This window comes from Bradyrhizobium retamae (genome assembly GCF_001440415.1).
GTDB lineage: Bacteria > Pseudomonadota > Alphaproteobacteria > Rhizobiales > Xanthobacteraceae > Bradyrhizobium > Bradyrhizobium retamae.
Map to the genome: position 1 here is coordinate 14,318 of NZ_LLYA01000079.1, position 15,930 is coordinate 30,247.

General features: G+C 64.0%; 18 protein-coding genes and 1 other RNA gene. 14 read left to right on the forward strand and 5 right to left on the reverse strand.

Annotated features, from left to right (window positions below):
- Positions 1-39 precede the first annotated feature (39 nt).
- The 3 genes from ssrS to CQ13_RS10205 all read left to right on the forward strand — a co-directional run bounded on the left by ssrS (position 40) and on the right by CQ13_RS10205 (position 1,795).
- A non-coding RNA gene (gene ssrS, locus CQ13_RS40135) (6S RNA) lies at positions 40-200 on the forward strand.
- A 194-nt stretch (positions 201-394) separates the two neighbouring features.
- Positions 395-970 (forward strand): 5-formyltetrahydrofolate cyclo-ligase, encoded by a 576-nt coding sequence (locus tag CQ13_RS10200; RefSeq protein WP_057842879.1) that lies wholly within the window; start codon positions 395-397, stop codon positions 968-970.
- A 3-nt stretch (positions 971-973) separates the two neighbouring features.
- A complete protein-coding gene (locus CQ13_RS10205) occupies positions 974-1,795 on the forward strand; it encodes a TIGR00282 family metallophosphoesterase (protein WP_057842777.1) in 822 nt (273 codons plus the stop codon).
- Between the two features lie 13 nt (positions 1,796-1,808).
- Here CQ13_RS10205 and CQ13_RS10210 read toward each other — a convergent pair whose 3' ends face one another.
- The 4 genes from CQ13_RS10210 to CQ13_RS10225 all read right to left on the reverse strand — a co-directional run bounded on the left by CQ13_RS10210 (position 1,809) and on the right by CQ13_RS10225 (position 7,551).
- On the reverse strand, positions 1,809-4,016 hold the full coding sequence (locus CQ13_RS10210) for a xanthine dehydrogenase family protein molybdopterin-binding subunit (protein WP_057842778.1): 2,208 nt from the start codon (positions 4,014-4,016) through the stop codon (positions 1,809-1,811).
- A 5-nt stretch (positions 4,017-4,021) separates the two neighbouring features.
- On the reverse strand, positions 4,022-5,038 hold the full coding sequence (locus CQ13_RS10215) for an FAD binding domain-containing protein (RefSeq protein WP_057842779.1): 1,017 nt from the start codon (positions 5,036-5,038) through the stop codon (positions 4,022-4,024).
- Positions 5,035-5,550, reverse strand: a complete 516-nt coding sequence (locus CQ13_RS10220) for a (2Fe-2S)-binding protein (protein ID WP_057842780.1) — start codon at positions 5,548-5,550, stop codon at positions 5,035-5,037. The genes CQ13_RS10215 and CQ13_RS10220 overlap by 4 nt, the downstream gene beginning before the upstream one ends.
- 228 nt (positions 5,551-5,778) lie before the next feature.
- Complete coding sequence (locus tag CQ13_RS10225) at positions 5,779-7,551, reverse strand: methyl-accepting chemotaxis protein (protein ID WP_057842781.1); 1,773 nt, start codon at positions 7,549-7,551, stop codon at positions 5,779-5,781.
- A 201-nt stretch (positions 7,552-7,752) separates the two neighbouring features.
- Here CQ13_RS10225 and CQ13_RS10230 point away from each other — a divergent pair, with 201 nt between their 5' ends.
- From CQ13_RS10230 to CQ13_RS10270, 10 genes are all read left to right on the forward strand, one after another.
- Positions 7,753-8,499, forward strand: coding sequence for a YebC/PmpR family DNA-binding transcriptional regulator (locus CQ13_RS10230; protein ID WP_057842782.1), 747 nt, complete (start codon positions 7,753-7,755; stop codon positions 8,497-8,499).
- Positions 8,500-8,704: 205 nt separating this feature from the next.
- Positions 8,705-9,232, forward strand: coding sequence for a crossover junction endodeoxyribonuclease RuvC (ruvC, locus tag CQ13_RS10235; protein ID WP_057842783.1), 528 nt, complete (start codon positions 8,705-8,707; stop codon positions 9,230-9,232).
- Entirely contained in the window at positions 9,229-9,846 is a 618-nt protein-coding gene (gene ruvA, locus CQ13_RS10240) for a Holliday junction branch migration protein RuvA (RefSeq protein WP_057842784.1), read from the forward strand. Before ruvC ends, ruvA begins: the two co-directional genes overlap by 4 nt.
- A gap of 41 nt (positions 9,847-9,887) precedes the next feature.
- Positions 9,888-10,307, forward strand: a complete 420-nt coding sequence (locus tag CQ13_RS10245; RefSeq protein WP_057842880.1) for a cytidine deaminase — start codon at positions 9,888-9,890, stop codon at positions 10,305-10,307.
- Positions 10,304-11,353 (forward strand): Holliday junction branch migration DNA helicase RuvB, encoded by a 1,050-nt coding sequence (gene ruvB / locus CQ13_RS10250; RefSeq protein ID WP_057842785.1) that lies wholly within the window; start codon positions 10,304-10,306, stop codon positions 11,351-11,353. The genes CQ13_RS10245 and ruvB overlap by 4 nt, the downstream gene beginning before the upstream one ends.
- 201 nt (positions 11,354-11,554) lie before the next feature.
- Positions 11,555-12,466, forward strand: a complete 912-nt coding sequence (locus CQ13_RS10255; protein ID WP_057842786.1) for a metallophosphoesterase — start codon at positions 11,555-11,557, stop codon at positions 12,464-12,466.
- A gap of 51 nt (positions 12,467-12,517) precedes the next feature.
- A complete protein-coding gene (locus CQ13_RS40795) occupies positions 12,518-12,709 on the forward strand; it encodes a type II toxin-antitoxin system VapB family antitoxin (protein WP_245309119.1) in 192 nt (63 codons plus the stop codon).
- A 10-nt stretch (positions 12,710-12,719) separates the two neighbouring features.
- Positions 12,720-13,172, forward strand: a complete 453-nt coding sequence (ybgC, locus tag CQ13_RS10260) for a tol-pal system-associated acyl-CoA thioesterase (protein WP_057842787.1) — start codon at positions 12,720-12,722, stop codon at positions 13,170-13,172.
- 66 nt (positions 13,173-13,238) lie between these two features.
- The gene (locus CQ13_RS10265) at positions 13,239-13,706 is read left to right on the forward strand and encodes a nuclear transport factor 2 family protein (protein ID WP_057842788.1); all 468 of its coding nucleotides are present in this window, start codon (positions 13,239-13,241) and stop codon (positions 13,704-13,706) included.
- A gap of 4 nt (positions 13,707-13,710) precedes the next feature.
- Positions 13,711-14,277 (forward strand): TetR/AcrR family transcriptional regulator, encoded by a 567-nt coding sequence (locus CQ13_RS10270; RefSeq protein WP_057842789.1) that lies wholly within the window; start codon positions 13,711-13,713, stop codon positions 14,275-14,277.
- Positions 14,278-14,437: 160 nt separating this feature from the next.
- On the opposite strand, the gene CQ13_RS10275 is transcribed toward CQ13_RS10270, so the two are convergent.
- Positions 14,438-15,082, reverse strand: a complete 645-nt coding sequence (locus tag CQ13_RS10275) for a glutathione binding-like protein (protein ID WP_057842790.1) — start codon at positions 15,080-15,082, stop codon at positions 14,438-14,440.
- Positions 15,083-15,189: 107 nt separating this feature from the next.
- On the opposite strand from CQ13_RS10275, the gene CQ13_RS10280 reads away from it, so the two are divergent.
- Positions 15,190-15,870, forward strand: coding sequence for a TetR/AcrR family transcriptional regulator (locus CQ13_RS10280; protein ID WP_057842791.1), 681 nt, complete (start codon positions 15,190-15,192; stop codon positions 15,868-15,870).
- Positions 15,871-15,930: the final 60 nt, after the last annotated feature.

Here is a 15,930-nt window from a genome sequence, read left to right on the forward strand (position 1 = left end):
CGCTGGCGGATTGGCTCCGTAACGCTTACATTGCATCCTGCGAAGCTGCGTCGTGCGTCAGGAGCCATATATCCCCGGGGCCTTATCGATCCTTTAGGGAACTGTCCCTGGCCGGGTCCGTGGATCCGGACATATGGTGCCCACCTACTTTCGTAGGGAACTCCGGGATCGAGTGCTTCAACGGCGTTCGCGGCTTCGCACTTTAATTTGTTGCTTGCGACCTCGTCCTACCCGCGCACGTCCCGCCATACCCCGCGCATGCGGGGTATCCAGTACGCCGCGGCGTCTCGGTTGAATCACTGAAGTCTCTGGAATACTGGATCACCCGCCTTGCGCCTTCGCTCGTTGAGCTTCGGCGGACAGGTCGCGGGTGATGACAGCGGAAAGATACTGGATGACGGCAACCTTGTCGAAAGCCGATCTCCGCGCCGCAGCTCTGGCGAAACGCGATGCGTTGAGCGACGAGCAGCGTGCGGCTGCGGCGCAGGCGATGGCGAAGCGCGGCCTGCCATTCGAGGTCGAGCCAGGGCTCGTCGTGTCGGGATACTCGCCGATCCGCAGCGAGATCGATCCCGCGCCCTTGATGCGCAAGCTCGCCGAGCAGGGCGCAAGGCTCGCGCTGCCGGCGGTGCTGTCGCGCGGCAAATCGCTCGCGTTTCGCGCGTGGTCGCCCGACGATAGGCTGATGATGGGGCCGCTCGGCATTCTCGAACCGTCGCCGGCTGCGGCCGAACTCGTTCCCGATATCATGCTGGTGCCGCTGGCGGCGTTCGATCGCGCCGGCCACCGCATCGGCTATGGTGCCGGACACTACGACTTCACGCTTGCCCACTTGCGCAAGGCGAAGGCCATTACGGCTGTCGGCACCGCCTTTTCCGTGCAGGAAATAAAGGGCGTTCCCGCGCTGCCGCACGACGTGGCGCTGGATTATGTGCTAACGGAAAAGAAAGTGTTCGATTTCCGGAGCTGAACTTTGCGTATTCTCTTCGTTGGTGACGTGGTCGGTCGCGCTGGGCGCGCCGCAGTCGCGGCATATCTGCCCGGCATGATCAGGGACTGGGCGCTCGACCTCGTCGTCGTCAATGGCGAGAATTCTGCCGGCGGGTTCGGTATCACCGAGGTGATCTATCAGGAATTGCTCGACGCCGGGGCGGATGCCATCACGCTCGGCAATCACGCCTGGGATCAGCGTGAGGCGCTGGTGTTCATCGAGCGCGCGCCGAAACTGGTCCGGCCCGCGAACTATCCAAAGGGCACGCCGGGCCGGGGAGCGGCGCTGGTCGATACCAAGAACGGCAAGCGCGCGCTCGTTATCAACGCGATCGGCCGCGTCTTCATGACGCCGTTCGACGATCCCTTCGCGGTGCTTAATCAGGAGCTCGAGGCCTGTCCGCTGCGCGAAGCCGCGGATGCGATCGTGGTCGATTTCCATGGCGAGGCGACCAGCGAGAAACAAGGCATCGGCTACTTCTGCGACGGCCGCGCCAGCCTCGTCGTCGGCACGCATACCCATGTGCCGACCGCCGATCATCAGATCCTCGCCGGCGGCACCGCCTACATGACGGACGCCGGCATGACCGGCGATTATGATTCCATCATCGGCATGCAGAAGGAAGAGCCGCTGCGGCGCTTTACGACGGGCATTCCATCAGCCCGTTTCGAACCGGCCGCAGGGGTGGCGACACTCAGCGGTGTCGCGGTCGAGACCGATGATTTAACCGGCCTCGCGCTGCGTGTTGCGCCGGTGCGGGCCGGCGGCAGGCTCGAGCCGGCCGTGCCGGCGTTTTGGGCGTGAGGCCGCGACGGATTCAATTGAACTGAACCACCTTGTCGAGCGTGATCGGCAGGTCGCGGACGCGCTTTCCCGTCGCATGATAGACCGCGTTGGCGATCGCCGCCGCCACGCCGACGATGCCGATCTCGCCGAGGCCTTTGATACCGAGCGGATTGACGATCTCATCCGGCTCATCGACGAAGATCACCTTGATGTCGTGCACGTCGGCATGCACCGGCACATGGTATTCGGCGATATTGGCGTTCATGACGCGTCCGAAGCGATGGTCGAACAGCGTTTCCTCGTGCAGCGCCATGCCGATTCCCCAGACCACGCCACCCATGACCTGGCTGTGGGCGGTCTTCGGGTTGAGGATGCGGCCTGCGGCGACGGCATTGACCACACGGGTCACGCGGATCACGCCAAGCTGTTCGTCCACCTTGACCTCCGCGAAGATGGCGGAGTGGACGTTGCGCGCGTGAGACTTGTCTTCGGCAACCTTGTTGGCCTCCTCGCGCGTGATGCGATCGGCGTTGCCGGACTGCATCGCGCTGGCAATCGAGACCGCGCGGGTCGCATCCCGCTTGCTGACGATCTTGCCGTCGATCAGCGCGACGTCGTCCACGCCGGCGCCCGCCAGCGGCGAATCTTTCATGCCGATTGCAAGCTTCAGCAAGTCGCCGCGAACCGCGCGGGCGGTATTGGCAATCGCGTTGCATACTGAGGATGCGATCCACGAGCCGCCCTCCAGCGGACATTGCGGCAGCGTGGAATCGCCGAGCTTGACGTTGATGCTGTCGATCGGCAGGCCGAGCATGTCGGCCGCGACCTGTGCCATGATCGTGTAGGTGCCGGTGCCGATATCGGAGGCTGCGGTCGCCACTTCCGCATGGCCGTTCGCCGTCAGCACGATGCGCACCGTGGCCGGCATCTGCAGCGCCTCCCATACGCCGGATGCCATGCCCCAGCCGACCAGGTCGCTGCCCTCGCGCATCGAGCGCGGCTCCGCTGTGCGCTTGTCCCAGCCGAACGCCGCCGCGCCCTGCCGGTAGCACTCACGCAGTTGTTTGCTGGTATAGGGAATATCCGCGCCTTGATCGCGGTCGGAATAGCATTGCAGCCGCAACTGCACCGGGTCCATCTTGAGCGCGACGGCGAGTTCGTCCATCGCGCACTCGAGCGCATAGACGCCGGTCGCAGCCCCCGGCGCGCGCATGTCGCAGGACGTCGGCACGTCGAGCTTCACGAGCTTGTGCTCGAACTTCGCGTTGGGACTCTTGTAAAGCAGATTGCCCCAGCCGGTGTCGTTGCGCGCGAATTCCTCGAACTGCGAGGTCACGGCGATGGCCTCGTGCGTCATCGCATCGAGCGTGCCGTCGCTATTGGCGCCGAGCGCAAGGCGTTCGATGGTCGCGGGCCGGTGGCCTAAGGCGTACATCTGTGCCCGGCTGAGCATGACGCGAACCGGACGGTTGAGCGCGCGCGCCGCCAGCACCGCCAGCACGACCTGGTATTGCGGGCGCAGGCCGGAGCCGAAACCGCCGCCCATATACGGCGACATGACGCGAACCGCGTCCGGCTTCATCTTGAACACGCTGCACAGATATTGCTGCACGTTCTGGACGCCTTGCGTCTTGTCATAGACCGTGAGCTGGCCGTTATCCCAGATCGCCGTCGAGGCGAACAATTCCATTGGATTGTGGTGCTCGGTCGGAATGAAATATTCGGCTTCGTGGCGCAGGGCGGCGGACGCAAATGCCCTTTCGGCATCGCCGCGCGGCTTCTCCGGCTTGTCGATGGCATACGCGTTGGCGCGCTCGGCGTGCAGATCGGTGATGTGAGGGGCCTTCTCGTATTCGACCTTTACCAGCGAAGCAGCGACGCGCGCGGTTTCCCAATCCTCGGCCAGTACCAGCGCGAGCGGTTGTCCGCTGAAAAGGACTATGTCGTCGTAGAGTGGGCGATAGGGTGAGCCTTTTTCCGTCGCGACTTCGTCCTTGTAGGCGTCGTCCTTATCGGCCATCTGCGGCCGATTCCGATGGGTCAGCACGTCGATCACACCGTCAACCTCAAGCGCCCCGCTGGTGTCGATGCGCACGATCCGCCCCTTCGGAATGGTCGATTCGACGACATAGCCATGGACGAGGCCGGGGACGTTGAACTCGCCGGCATATTTGGCTTCGCCGGTGACCTTTGCCCTGCCGTCGACGCGGGATGTCGCTGATCCGATATGGGATGCCATGGCGCTCACCGTATTTTCTTGTCGGAGTTCGACTGCGGCGTGCCCCGCGCGGCCTGATCGAGCGTCCGTATGATGGCGCGCCGCGCCAGGCCGATCTTGAAGTTGTTGTGTCCGTAGCCTTTGGCGCCGTGCAGCAGCCAATCCGCGGCCTTCGCAAACGCGGTCGCGTCAGCGCGTTGTCCGAGCAGGGCCGCTTCGGCCGCGGAACTGCGCCACGGTTTGTGCGCAACGCCGCCGAGCGCCAGGCGGGCTTCCTTGATCGTGTCGCCGTCGAGTTCGAGCGCTGCCGCCACCGATACCAGCGCGAACGCGTACGACAGACGATCGCGAATCTTCAGGTAGGAATAGTTCGCGCTAAACCCTTTTGGCGGAAGCTCGATGGCCGTGATGATCTCATCGGGTTCCAGATTGGTGTCGCGCTGCGGCGTGTTGCCGGGCAGGCGATGGAAATCGGCAAACGCGATGGTGCGCGCCCCGGCCGGACCTGTGACATGCACGGTGGCTTCGAGCGCTGCGAGTGCCACACACATGTCGGAAGGATGCGTAGCGATGCAGGCCTCGCTCGTTCCGAGGATCGCATTGATGCGGTTGACGCCATCGATCGCCGAGCAGCCGCTACCCGGCTCACGTTTGTTGCACGGCGTCGCCGTGTCGTAATAATAGAAGCAGCGCGTCCGCTGCAGCAGGTTGCCGCCGGTCGAGGCCATGTTGCGCAACTGCTGCGACGCGCCTGATAGTATCGCGCGCGAGAGCAGTGGATAGCGCCCTTCGATCAGGGGGTGGTAGGCGAGGTCGGTGTTCGGCACCATCGCGCCGATCAGAACGCCGCCGGCGGAGGTTGGTTCGATACTCCTGAGCGGCAGGTGCGAAATATCGATGAGCCGGCTCGGTCCCTCGACATCATATTTGATCAGGTCGATCAGGTTGGTGCCGCCCGCGATGAATTTTGCGGAAGGATCGGTGGCAATCTGCTTGATGGCGTCGGCGACGTCGTTTGCGCGCGCATATTGAAACGGGGTCATGATCGCTCCATCGCCTGCTGGATCGCCGCCACGATGTTCGGATAGGCGCCGCAGCGGCAGATGTTGCCGCTCATGAGTTCGCGAATCTCGTCGGCCGTTTTGGCTTTGCCCTCGGCGATCAGCCCGGCGGCCGAGCAGATCTGCCCCGACGTGCAGTAGCCGCACTGAAATGCATCGTGATCGATGAAGGCCTGCTGCAGCGGATGCAACTCGCCGTCTTGTGCAAGGCCCTCGATGGTTACTATTTCGGCGCCTTGCTTCATCACCGCCAGCGTCAGGCAGGAATTGATCCGCCGCCCGTCGACCAGAACGGTGCACGCGCCGCATTGTCCGTGGTCGCAGCCCTTCTTGGTGCCCGTCAGGTCGAGATGGTCGCGTAGCGCGTCGAGTAACGTCGTCCACGGGGCGACCGTGAGTTCCATATGGTTGCCATTGACGGTCAGCCTGATCGGAATTTTCTCCGGCACCGTAGCAGTCCGCGTTACACGTTTTGCCGTGCCAGATCGCGCCATGTTGATCTCCGCCTGCCTGGGCTGGTGCGCAAGGATGGTGCGCCGGGATGATCCAGCCTGAGTTCGCGCTGAGGGGGCCAAGCCCGCCTATCAACGAGTTCGAACAGGGAAGGTTCAGAGCGAAAGCACGATATGCGAATCTGCTTGCTGTACAGTTTTTGGACAGGCTTCTGGCGCGATCGCGCGAAACCGCGCGACTGAATGCGGCTTGTCGGCCGGTTAAAGTGATTACAGCCGGTAGGCCGTGCGAAAGCCGCCCCAGTGGCGGCCCTTGACGCGGATCGGCACGTCGATTTCGCGCATCATCACGGTGTTGCCGTTGCCCATGTCGCGGGCGTAGCTCTGGATCAGATAGGCGCGCTGATTGCGTCCGGCAGCGAGTCCGGCCGGATCGTTGAAGATACGGCGGTTGCGGCTGTTGGCGGTATTCCAGGTGACGTCGCCCGGCCGCTGCGGGTGCGAATAGATTTTGTTGTGCACCGGCAAATAGCCGTTGGTGTCGATCATGGCGCAGAACGCCATCCGCTCGTCCTTGGCAAGGAACGCTTCTTGGAACGGCGGCAGCGCGCGATCGGCCCAGTCCAGGATTTTGGTGCGGTATTGCACCGGGTTGCTGCCTGGTATCTCGACATAGTTGGTATCGAACATGTCTTCCATCGAGATGGCGCCGCTATCGATGCCATTCTCGAAAATCTTCTTCAGTGCTGCGCCGGCTTCCATCGCGCGGGTGACCGCTTCGGTGTTGTCGTCCTGAATCGACCACAGCTTGTCTTCGATCTTCTCGGTCAGCGCGGCATTCGTCCGCTCAAACCGGGCCTGCGTTCCGGCCTTCGAGCGCTCACTGACGCGAATGCGACAAGCGCCGATGTCCTGGAGCGTCGCCTCGAAACTCTGGCCCTGCGCGAGCCCTTCGGCGTCTGGCCCGCTGACCAGGATGCCGTCGATCGAAATCTCATAGACCGGCGCCGATATCACGCCGCGCGGCGTCTGGATTTCGATCTTGAGGCTGCAAGGTAGCTTTTGCTGTTCGCGGCGCTCCGGGCGCTCGCCTTGCCGCAGCAGCACCGCGCAACGCGCCTTGAGCTTCTGCGCAAACGTGGTGACGGCCCGTCCGGCCTTGGCGACGCTTTCGCCATGGGCCTCGGCTTCCTTGGTGGCGCTGTCGATTTCGATGGCGCTGGCGCCGACGGAAGCGATGAAGCTCGAAGCGGAGGCCGCATTGTCGGCCATCTCGCCGGTGGTCGCGCTCTGCTCGGCGACCGCGCCGTTGACGTTCTCGAACACCGGGCGGATCGCCTCGATCGCCTGCGTGATGCGATGCACGGCATCGACCGAGCCCGCGGCATCCCGCTGCAGCGCCTCGATCTTCTTGGTGATTTCCTCTGTCGCGTTCTGGGTCTGCACCGCGAGCGCCTTCACTTCGGTGGCGACCACGGCAAAACCGCGCCCGGCTTCACCGGCGCGTGCGGCCTCGATGGTGGAATTGAGCGCCAAGAGCGTGGTCTGCCGCGCGATCTGCGCGATCAGGTTGACCACGTTGCCGATCGCGGCCGATGATTCCCGCAGGCGGTCGACATTGGCGCCGGCTTCGCGGGCGGCCTCACTGGCTTGGTCGGCGAGCTTGCCGGCGTCGCGTACCTGGGAGCCGATCCCTTGCGCCGATTGGGTGAACTTGTCGGCGGCGTGCGAAAACGTCGTCGCCGTGCCCTGTGCAGCGCTGGTGCGGCTCGTCAGGGCGTCGGTGCGCTGGCGAATGGTGGTGAGCGTCGCAGCGGTCGCCTCGGCGCCGCCGGCGACCAAATTGGCCGCGCGCTCGAGCTGGCGGATCATCGCGCCGAGTTCGAGTTCCAGAAGTTCGAGGATCGCCCTTGCCGACTCGTCCTCGCCGGAGGAGCCGGCTTCCGTCACGGCAGCGGCCGGCTGAGCCGCCGTTTGAAGCTTGGGCTGGACGGTAGGCAAGGCCGGTTCCGGTACCCGCTTTTTGAACAAACCGAAGGCCATGACGTCTCTTAAAAGTTGAGGATCGGTGCGAAATCCTCTCATCCGGGCATGAAATCATGGTTAACAACTGCCTGATATTTCGGCGCGCGGCAGTACCGGCATACCCGGATGGGCTGTAAATCTTTGATTTCGGCCAGTTGCCGGCCTATAAGGCCGCGCTTCACCCCCTACATTCCCCGGGACGAATCCAAGAGACTCCGCATGGCCGGCCATTCCCAATTCAAGAACATCATGCACCGCAAGGGCCGGCAGGATGCCCAGAAGTCCAAGCTGTTCAGCAAGCTGGCGCGCGAAATCACGGTCGCCGCCAAACTTGGAACGCCGGATCCGGCGATGAACCCCCGGCTGCGCGCGGCCGTGATCGCGGCGCGCCAGGAGAACATGCCGAAGGACAATATCGAGCGCGCTATCAAGAAGGCGATCGGCGGTGAGAGCGAGAGCTATGACGAGATCCGCTACGAGGGCTACGGCCCCGGCGGCGTCGCCATCATCGTCGAGGCGCTGACGGACAACCGCAACCGCGCCGCCTCTGACATCCGCTCCTATTTCACCAAGTCCGGCGGCAATCTCGGTGAAACCGGTTCGGTCGCCTTCATGTTCGACCGCACCGGCATCATCGAATACGACGCAAGCAAGGCCTCCGACGACGCGATGCTGGAAGCCGCGATCGAGGCCGGCGCCGACGACGTCGTATCCAGCGAAAGCGGCCACGAAATCTACGCCTCGCAGGAAACCTTTCGCGACGTTGCGAAAGCGCTGGAAGCCAGGTTTGGCGAAGCCCGCAAGGCAGCGCTGACCTGGAAGCCGCAGAACACGGTCGCGGTCGACGATGAGACCGGCGAGAAGCTGTTGAAGCTGATGGATCTCTTGAACGAGCACGACGACGTGCAGAACGTCTACGCCAATTTCGAGGTCTCCGACGCGCTGGTCGCCAAGATGGGCGGGTAGTTGGTCGTCACACTCCACTGTCGTCGCCCGGCTTGACCGGGCGATCCAGTATTCCAGAGGCCGTTGTGATTGTACCGAGAAGCCGCGGCGTGCTGGATCCCCGCCTTCGCGGGGATGACAAGAGGAGCAAGGGGCGACGACCGGGGCAGGGGATTTCCGTTCTCTTTATGTTTCGTTCACCCGGCTCTGGCGTTATCACTACGCCATGACATCCCCACCGATTCGCCAACCCGTCCGGATTATCGGCATCGACCCCGGCCTGCGCCGCACCGGCTGGGGCGTGATCGAGACCGAGGGAAACCGGCTCGTCTTCATCGGCTGCGGCTCGGTGGAGCCGCCGGATGGTCTGCCCCTGGCCAGCCGTCTCTTGGCGATCCATGAAGGGCTTGCCGCCGTGCTCGGCGATTTCACGCCGGCGGAAGCTGCGGTGGAGCAGACCTTTGTCAACAAGGACGGCGTCGCCACGCTGAAGCTCGGCCAGGCCCGCGGCGTCGCCATGTTGGCGCCCGCGATGTTCGGCATTGCCGTTGCGGAGTATGCGCCCAATCAAGTGAAGAAGACCGTGGTCGGCGCGGGCCATGCCGACAAGAACCAGATCGCGGTGATGCTGAAGATATTGCTCCCGAAGGCCGAGCCCAAATCCGCCGACGCCGCCGATGCGCTGGCGATCGCCATCACCCACGCCCATCATCGCCAGGGCGCGGCGCTGCGGCTGAAAGTGGCGAGCCTATGATCGGCAAACTCAAAGGCCTGATCGATTCCTACGGCGAGGATTACGTGATCCTCGACGTCGGCGGCGTCGGCTATCAGGTGCATTGCTCGTCGCGGACGCTGCAGGCGCTGCCGTCGCCCGGCGACGCTGCGGTTCTCTCGATCGAGACCTATGTCCGCGAGGATCAAATCAAGCTGTTCGGCTTCCGCACCGACACGGAGCGCGAGTGGTTTCGCCTGCTTCAGACCGTGCAGGGTGTCGGCGCCAAGGTCGCGCTGGCGGTGCTCTCCACGCTGCCGCCTGCTGAACTCGCCAACGCCATCGCGCTGCGCGACAAGGCCGCAGTATCGCGCACGCCCGGCGTCGGGCCAAAGGTTGCCGAGCGCATCGTTTCTGAATTGAAGGACAAGGCGCCGGCGTTTGCCAATGTCGATCCGGCCGTGGTGCATCTCGCCGGCGCGATCGACAGCGACCGCGCGCCGCGCCCGGTCACCGACGCGATCTCGGCTTTGGTCAATCTCGGCTACGGCCAGCCGCAGGCGGCCGCTGCGATTGCCGCCGCCTCGCGCAGCGCGGGCGAGAATGCCGAGACCGCGCAACTGATCCGGCTGGGCCTGAAGGAACTGGCGAAATAGACTATGTTCGCCAGTGACAGATGAAGGAACGCGTTTCCGCCATGTTGAGTGAAAAAGACCAGGAACTAATTGACGCCGCGATTGACGCGATCAGGCCGCGTTATCGCAACAAGTGGCAGGAGGTCGGCGCTGCGATGCGCACCCGCGACGGCCGCATCGTCACCGGCGTGAATATCGATGCCTATATCGGCCGGATCGCCGTCTGCGCGGAGGCGATCGCCATTGGGCGCGCCATCACCGAAACCGGCGATCGCGGCATCGAGACCATCGTCGCCGTGCGCCATCCCAAGCCGGACGAGCCCGGCGATATCGCCGTGGTCTCGCCCTGCGGCATCTGTCGCGAGCTGATCCACGATTACGATGCAAAGGCGCGGGTCATCGTCCCTGACAATGGCCGCGAGCCGAAGGTCGTCACCATCGGCGAGCTTTTGCCCAACAAGTACCGGAGGGGCAACGGGTGAACACCCCCTCCCGCATCGTCACCCCCGAGCGCCGGTCCGACGATGTCGGCGACACCGCGTTGCGCCCGCAACTGCTGTCCGAATTCGTCGGCCAGGCGCAGGCGCGCAAGAATCTCTCGATCTTCATCGAGGCGGCGCGCAAGCGCGGCGAGGCGCTGGACCATGTGCTGTTCGTCGGGCCCCCCGGCCTCGGCAAGACCACGCTGGCGCAGATCGTGGCGCGCGAGCTCGGCGTCGGCTTTCGCGCCACCTCCGGTCCCGTCATCGCCAAGGCCGGCGATCTTGCAGCACTGCTCACCAACCTCGAAGAGCGCGACGTTCTGTTCATCGACGAGATCCATCGCCTCAGCCCAGCGGTCGAGGAAGTGCTGTATCCCGCGATGGAGGATTTTCAGCTCGACCTCATCATCGGCGAAGGGCCGGCGGCGCGTTCGGTCAAGATCGATCTCGCAAAGTTCACCCTTGTCGGCGCCACGACGCGCGCCGGGCTGTTGACCAATCCGCTGCGCGACCGTTTCGGCATTCCGATCCGGCTGAACTTCTACACCGAGGAAGAGCTGGAGAAGATCGTCAGCCGCGGCTCCCGCGTGCTCAATATCGGCATGACGGCCGACGGTGCCAACGAGATCGCGCGCCGCGCCCGCGGCACGCCCCGCATCGCCGGCCGCCTGTTGCGTCGCGTGCGTGATTTTGCATCCGCAGCCGACGCCAGCTCGGTCGACCGCGCCATCGCCGACCACGCGCTGAGCGCGCTGGAAGTCGATGCCGCTGGCCTCGATGCCATGGACCGCCGTTATCTCACGACGATTGCGATGAACTATGGCGGCGGCCCGGTCGGCGTCGAGACCATGGCGGCCGCGTTGTCCGAACCACGCGATGCGATCGAGGACATCATCGAGCCGTTCCTGATCCAGTGCGGCTACCTCCAGCGCACCCCGCGTGGCAGGCTGCTCACCTCGCACGCCTTCCGCCATCTGGGGCTTGCTGAGCCCACACGCGATCCCGCCCAGTTCGGCCTGTTCGGCAATGGCGATAGCGACGACTGAGCGTTCGAACCCGATCCTTCCAGCGGTGCACTAAGGGCAAAATAGCCGGCGCGCCGGATGAGCTGAAGACGCGCCTGGACGCTCTTGTGGGACAGAATCGCTGGTGAGAAGCTGCTGGAGGTCTGCTAACGTTCTGCACAAACGTACCCCAATTCGGGCCCAATCCGCCACCATGTTGGCGCTGCATCACGATTGGATCACATGTTAACACGCCGTCATTTCTTGAAGTCCATGGGTGGATTGGGCGCGCTGGGCGTCTCGACCACCGCTTACGGGTTCAGCGCGCCGGTCGTCCGGCTTCGCGTCGTGCGGTACGATATCTCGCCGCCGCAATGGCCGGCAGGTCTCAAGCTCAGGATCGCCGCCATCGCCGACCTCCACGCCTGCGATCCCTGGATGTCGCTCGATCATATCGGTGAGATCGTCGAACGCACCAATGCGCTGAAGCCTGACATCGTCGTCATGCTCGGCGACTACGTGGCCGGACATCGCAAGGTGACGCGCTTCATTCCCGACGCCGAATGGGCGGGAGCGTTGGCCGGATTGAAGGCGCCGCTCGGCGTGCATGCGGTGCTCGGCAATCACGACTGGTGGGAAGACAAGGAAGTGCAGCGCAACGGGCAGGGGCTGCCGAGCGCGGGCCGTGCGCTGGAAGCGGTCGGTATCCCGGTGTACGAAAACGACGCCAGGAAGCTCAGCAAGAATGGTCACTCGTTCTGGCTCGCCGGTCTCGGTGACCAGCTCGCCTATGTGCCGGCGCGCCGCTTCAGATCGCTCAAGCGGATCGGCGTCGACGATCTCGGCGGGACACTGACGAAGATCACCGACGACGCGCCTGTGGTTCTGATGGCGCACGAGCCCGACATCGCGCGTCGCGTGCCCTCGCGCGTTGCGCTGCAGCTCTCCGGACACACCCATGGCGGCCAGGTGCGGATGCTGGGTTGGTCGCCGATCTCACCCTCCGGCCAGCAGCTGGCCTACGGCCACATCAAGATGAACTGCGATGTCGTCGTCTCCGGCGGCCTCGGCTGCAGCATCATGCCGTTCCGGCTCGGCGTTCCTCCGGAGATCGTGCTGGTGACGGTGGGGGCGGGGCGGCCGGCCGTGGCGTAGCCAACCCGCATCTCGTCGAGCTATTATTCCTCGACGATCAGGCTGGTCGAAATGAGAATCGAGATTTCAATCGACGATCATCTATTTGCAAGCGCGCAGCGATTCGCCGGGGTCGCCGATAAATCTGCTGTCGTGCGAATAGCATTAAAGGCGTTTGTTGAGCGCGAAGTCAGAGATGGGCGGCTCTGCTCCGGACGCAGAAGCGCCGCCACGCCGCCGTTGCTAGTCGCGCTCAGAGGATAGATAGCTCGAAATGACTCCTTCCCTCGACGGCGAGATCCGCGACGGTCGCCATCACATGCAGGTCCGTGTCTATTACGAGGACACCGATTTCTCGGGCATCGTCTACCACGCCAATTATCTGCGTTTCATGGAGCGCGGCCGCACCAACCATCTGCGGCTGATGGGCGCCTCGCAGCATGCGCTGTTCGAGCAGGCGCAGGAGGAGACGCCCGGCTTTGCCTTCGTGGTGCGCTCGATGCAGCTCGACTTCCTGCGGCCGGCGCGGATGGATGACGTGCTCGACGTGGTGACGTGGCCGGTTGCGGTGAAGGGCGCTTCCATCACGCTGGCACAGGAGGTGCGGCGAGGCGAGGATGTCCTCATCAAGGCGGCAGTGCGCGTTGCCTTCATCAGCGAGGGACGGGCGAAGCCGATCCCGAAATCGCTGCGGCTGTTGATGAAGGCCGATCTGGCGCCGGAGTAAATCTTCGGATTGACTCTATGTACCGTTCGGTACAATGTCTCGGGGTTAGCAATCCGGAGAAACCTCATGTCGCGTCCGCCGCTGCCGCCCTTCACCCGCGAAACCGCAGCCCAGAAGGCGCGCATGGCCGAAGACGCCTGGAATTCGCGCGATCCGGTCCGGGTATCGCTGGCCTATACCGAGGATAGCCGTTGGCGTAACCGCGCCGAATTCTTCCAGGGCCGCGAGGCGATCGTCGAATTCCTCACCCGCAAATGGGCGAAGGAGCACGAGTACCGCCTGATCAAGGATCTCTGGGCGTTCGATCAGAACCGCATCGCGGTGCGCTTCCAGTATGAGTGGCACGACGATACCGGGCAGTGGCATCGCTCCTACGGCAACGAGCAGTGGGAATTCGACGAACACGGCCTGATGCGGCGGCGCGAGGCCAGCATCAACGATATCGCCATCAAGGAAAGCGAGCGGCGCTTCCATTGGCCGGCCCCGGGTCCGCGCCCGACGGACGTCGCGGGGCTAAGCGAGAATCCGCTGTGATGAGATGCTGAAAAGAGGCGTCGAACGTGGAGAGGTACTGCGCGCGCTCGGCGAGGTGTTTCGCGCGCATGGCTACGAGGGCGCCTCGCTGACGCTGATCACGGAGGCCACAGGCCTCGGCAAGGGCAGCCTCTATCATCTGTTTCCCGGCGGCAAGGAGCAGATGGCCGCCGAGGTGCTGGCCGAGATCGACCGCTGGTTCGAACTCCATATTTTCGCGCCCTTGCGCACCGCCGACGATCCTGCGCGCGCCATCGCTGCGATGATCGCTCGCGTCGATCAATATTTCCACTCGGGCGATCGCGTCTGCCTGGTCGGCATGGTGGCGCTCGGCTCGGCGCGCGACAGTTTTGCCGAAGCGGTCGATGGTTATTTCGCGCGCTGGCAAACGGCGCTGGCGTCGCTGTTGCGGCGATCCGGGCTGACGAACAGCCAGGCACAGCGGCGCGCCGAAGATGCGCTCCTCACCATTCAGGGCGCGCTGGTGCTGGCACGGGCGCGGGCCGATGCCAAAATTTTTCGTCGCGCGTTGAGCGATCTGACGGCGCGGTTGCTGGCGCCACCGGCGTGACGGCTGCTAGAACGATGCGAAAGCAGGGACCCATACGCCGCGGCCTTTCGAGTTGTACGCGGTGAGTGGCGATTGCCCTCACGGATGCCGGTGGTTATGGGTCCCCGCGCCAGTGCGCAATTGCGCACAAGGCGGGGACGACACGTTGAGAGATAACGCCCTACGCCGCTGCCTTATGCCGCGCGAGTTCGGCCTTGTAGAGTTCGAACTCCTCGGCGACCGCCTTTGCAATGCTCGGGCGGGCGCGCAGCCGCTCGTAATAGGCCTTCACCGCCGGCCACTTCGCCAGTTCGATCGGCGGCGTCGCCATCGTCCAGTTGATGATGGTGACAAGATAAGCATCCGCGACGCTGAAGTGATCGAGCAGGAATTCGCGGCCCTTCAGGTAGTTCTCGAGATAGTCGAGCCGCGACATATTTTTGTTCAGCGCATACGTCTTTGCGTCCTGCGGCGCTGTCTTGTCGAGCAGCGGCACGAACAGCGCCTTGTGCAGTTCGGTGCCGATGAAGCACAGCCATTGATGCAGGCGGCTGCGCTCCTCGGCGGAGTTGGCCGAGATGCCGGCGCCCGGAAAGCGGTCGGCGACATATTGCAGGATCGCCGCATTCTCCGTCAGCACGGTCCCGTCGTCGGTGCGCAGCGTCGGCACCAGGCCGAGCGGGTTGACGGTGCGGAAATCCGAGCCGTCCTTCTGCACCACCTTGGTCTTGGGATCGACCTCGAGATAGTTGGCCTCAACGCCGGCTTCGTACAGCGCAATCCGGGTCGCCAGCGAGCAGGCGAGCGGCGAGAAATACAGGTCCATGATTTGCCTCCTTGGCGGTTGATCAATCGGCCAGCGTTCAAGGCGGGCAGGATTGATTTTTATACTGTTCCGCATAGTATGGACCCGGTCAAGGAATTATTTGCGAAATGGTACAAAAAAGGAAGAGGCCTCCGATCCCCCGGATCGACGCCCCGATCCCGCCCAAGCGGCGGGGCCGCCCTCGCGCCTATGAGCCAGGCGTGGCGCTCGGCAAGGCGCTCGACCTGTTTCGGAAGGACGGTTTTGCGGCCACCTCGCTCGACGATCTCTCCGCCGCCACCGGCATGAACCGGCCGAGCCTCTATGGCGCGTTCGGCGACAAGCGCGAACTCTTCATCAAGAGCTACCGGCGCTATCGCGACGACGCGCGGGTCGCGATGGGGGACATCTTCCGGAACGAGCTGCCGATCCGAAAACGCCTGGAACGCATCTACGCGGTGGCGCTCGACATCTATCTGTCCGGCGAATCCGGTCCGCGCGGCTGCTTCACGGTAATGACCGCAGCCTCCGAGGCGGTGCATGACGCCGATATCCGCGCGATGGTGCTGGAAGGCTTTGCCGAGCTCGACAAGGCATTTGCCACCTGTTTCCGGCTCGCCCAGGAAAGGGGCGAGCTACCGGTGAGCGCCGACGCGACCGTGCTGGCGCAACTTGCCTCCGCCACCATTCACACCATCGCCATCCGCGCCCGCGCTCAGGTGCCGCGCAAGGAATTGGAAGCGATTGTCAACGGTGCGATCGACGTGATGGTTGGGGCGGCGAAACAACGCTCTCCGTCGTCCCCATAACCACCGGCCTTTGTAGTTGCGACGGCAACCGGCCCCAGCGTCAAGACGAGAGGCCGCGGC

Bases quoted from the DNA above. Each gene is read 5' to 3' on its own strand.
- CQ13_RS10265 (WP_057842788.1), top strand. From the start codon at position 13,239: ATGTCGCGTCCGCCGCTGCCGCCCTTCACCCGCGAAACCGCAGCCCAG.
- CQ13_RS10225 (WP_057842781.1), bottom strand. From the start codon at position 7,551: ATGGCCTTCGGTTTGTTCAAAAAGCGGGTACCGGAACCGGCCTTGCCT.
- ruvC (WP_057842783.1), top strand. From the start codon at position 8,705: ATGACATCCCCACCGATTCGCCAACCCGTCCGGATTATCGGCATCGAC.
- CQ13_RS10210 (WP_057842778.1), bottom strand. From the start codon at position 4,016: ATGGCATCCCATATCGGATCAGCGACATCCCGCGTCGACGGCAGGGCA.
- CQ13_RS10230 (WP_057842782.1), top strand. From the start codon at position 7,753: ATGGCCGGCCATTCCCAATTCAAGAACATCATGCACCGCAAGGGCCGG.
- ybgC (WP_057842787.1), top strand. From the start codon at position 12,720: ATGACTCCTTCCCTCGACGGCGAGATCCGCGACGGTCGCCATCACATG.
- CQ13_RS10255 (WP_057842786.1), top strand. From the start codon at position 11,555: ATGTTAACACGCCGTCATTTCTTGAAGTCCATGGGTGGATTGGGCGCG.
- CQ13_RS10245 (WP_057842880.1), top strand. From the start codon at position 9,888: ATGTTGAGTGAAAAAGACCAGGAACTAATTGACGCCGCGATTGACGCG.
- CQ13_RS10215 (WP_057842779.1), bottom strand. From the start codon at position 5,038: ATGACCCCGTTTCAATATGCGCGCGCAAACGACGTCGCCGACGCCATC.
- CQ13_RS10270 (WP_057842789.1), top strand. From the start codon at position 13,711: ATGCTGAAAAGAGGCGTCGAACGTGGAGAGGTACTGCGCGCGCTCGGC.
- CQ13_RS10220 (WP_057842780.1), bottom strand. From the start codon at position 5,550: ATGGCGCGATCTGGCACGGCAAAACGTGTAACGCGGACTGCTACGGTG.
- CQ13_RS10200 (WP_057842879.1), top strand. From the start codon at position 395: ATGACGGCAACCTTGTCGAAAGCCGATCTCCGCGCCGCAGCTCTGGCG.
- CQ13_RS40795 (WP_245309119.1), top strand. From the start codon at position 12,518: ATGAGAATCGAGATTTCAATCGACGATCATCTATTTGCAAGCGCGCAG.
- CQ13_RS10280 (WP_057842791.1), top strand. From the start codon at position 15,190: ATGGTACAAAAAAGGAAGAGGCCTCCGATCCCCCGGATCGACGCCCCG.
- ruvA (WP_057842784.1), top strand. From the start codon at position 9,229: ATGATCGGCAAACTCAAAGGCCTGATCGATTCCTACGGCGAGGATTAC.
- CQ13_RS10275 (WP_057842790.1), bottom strand. From the start codon at position 15,082: ATGGACCTGTATTTCTCGCCGCTCGCCTGCTCGCTGGCGACCCGGATT.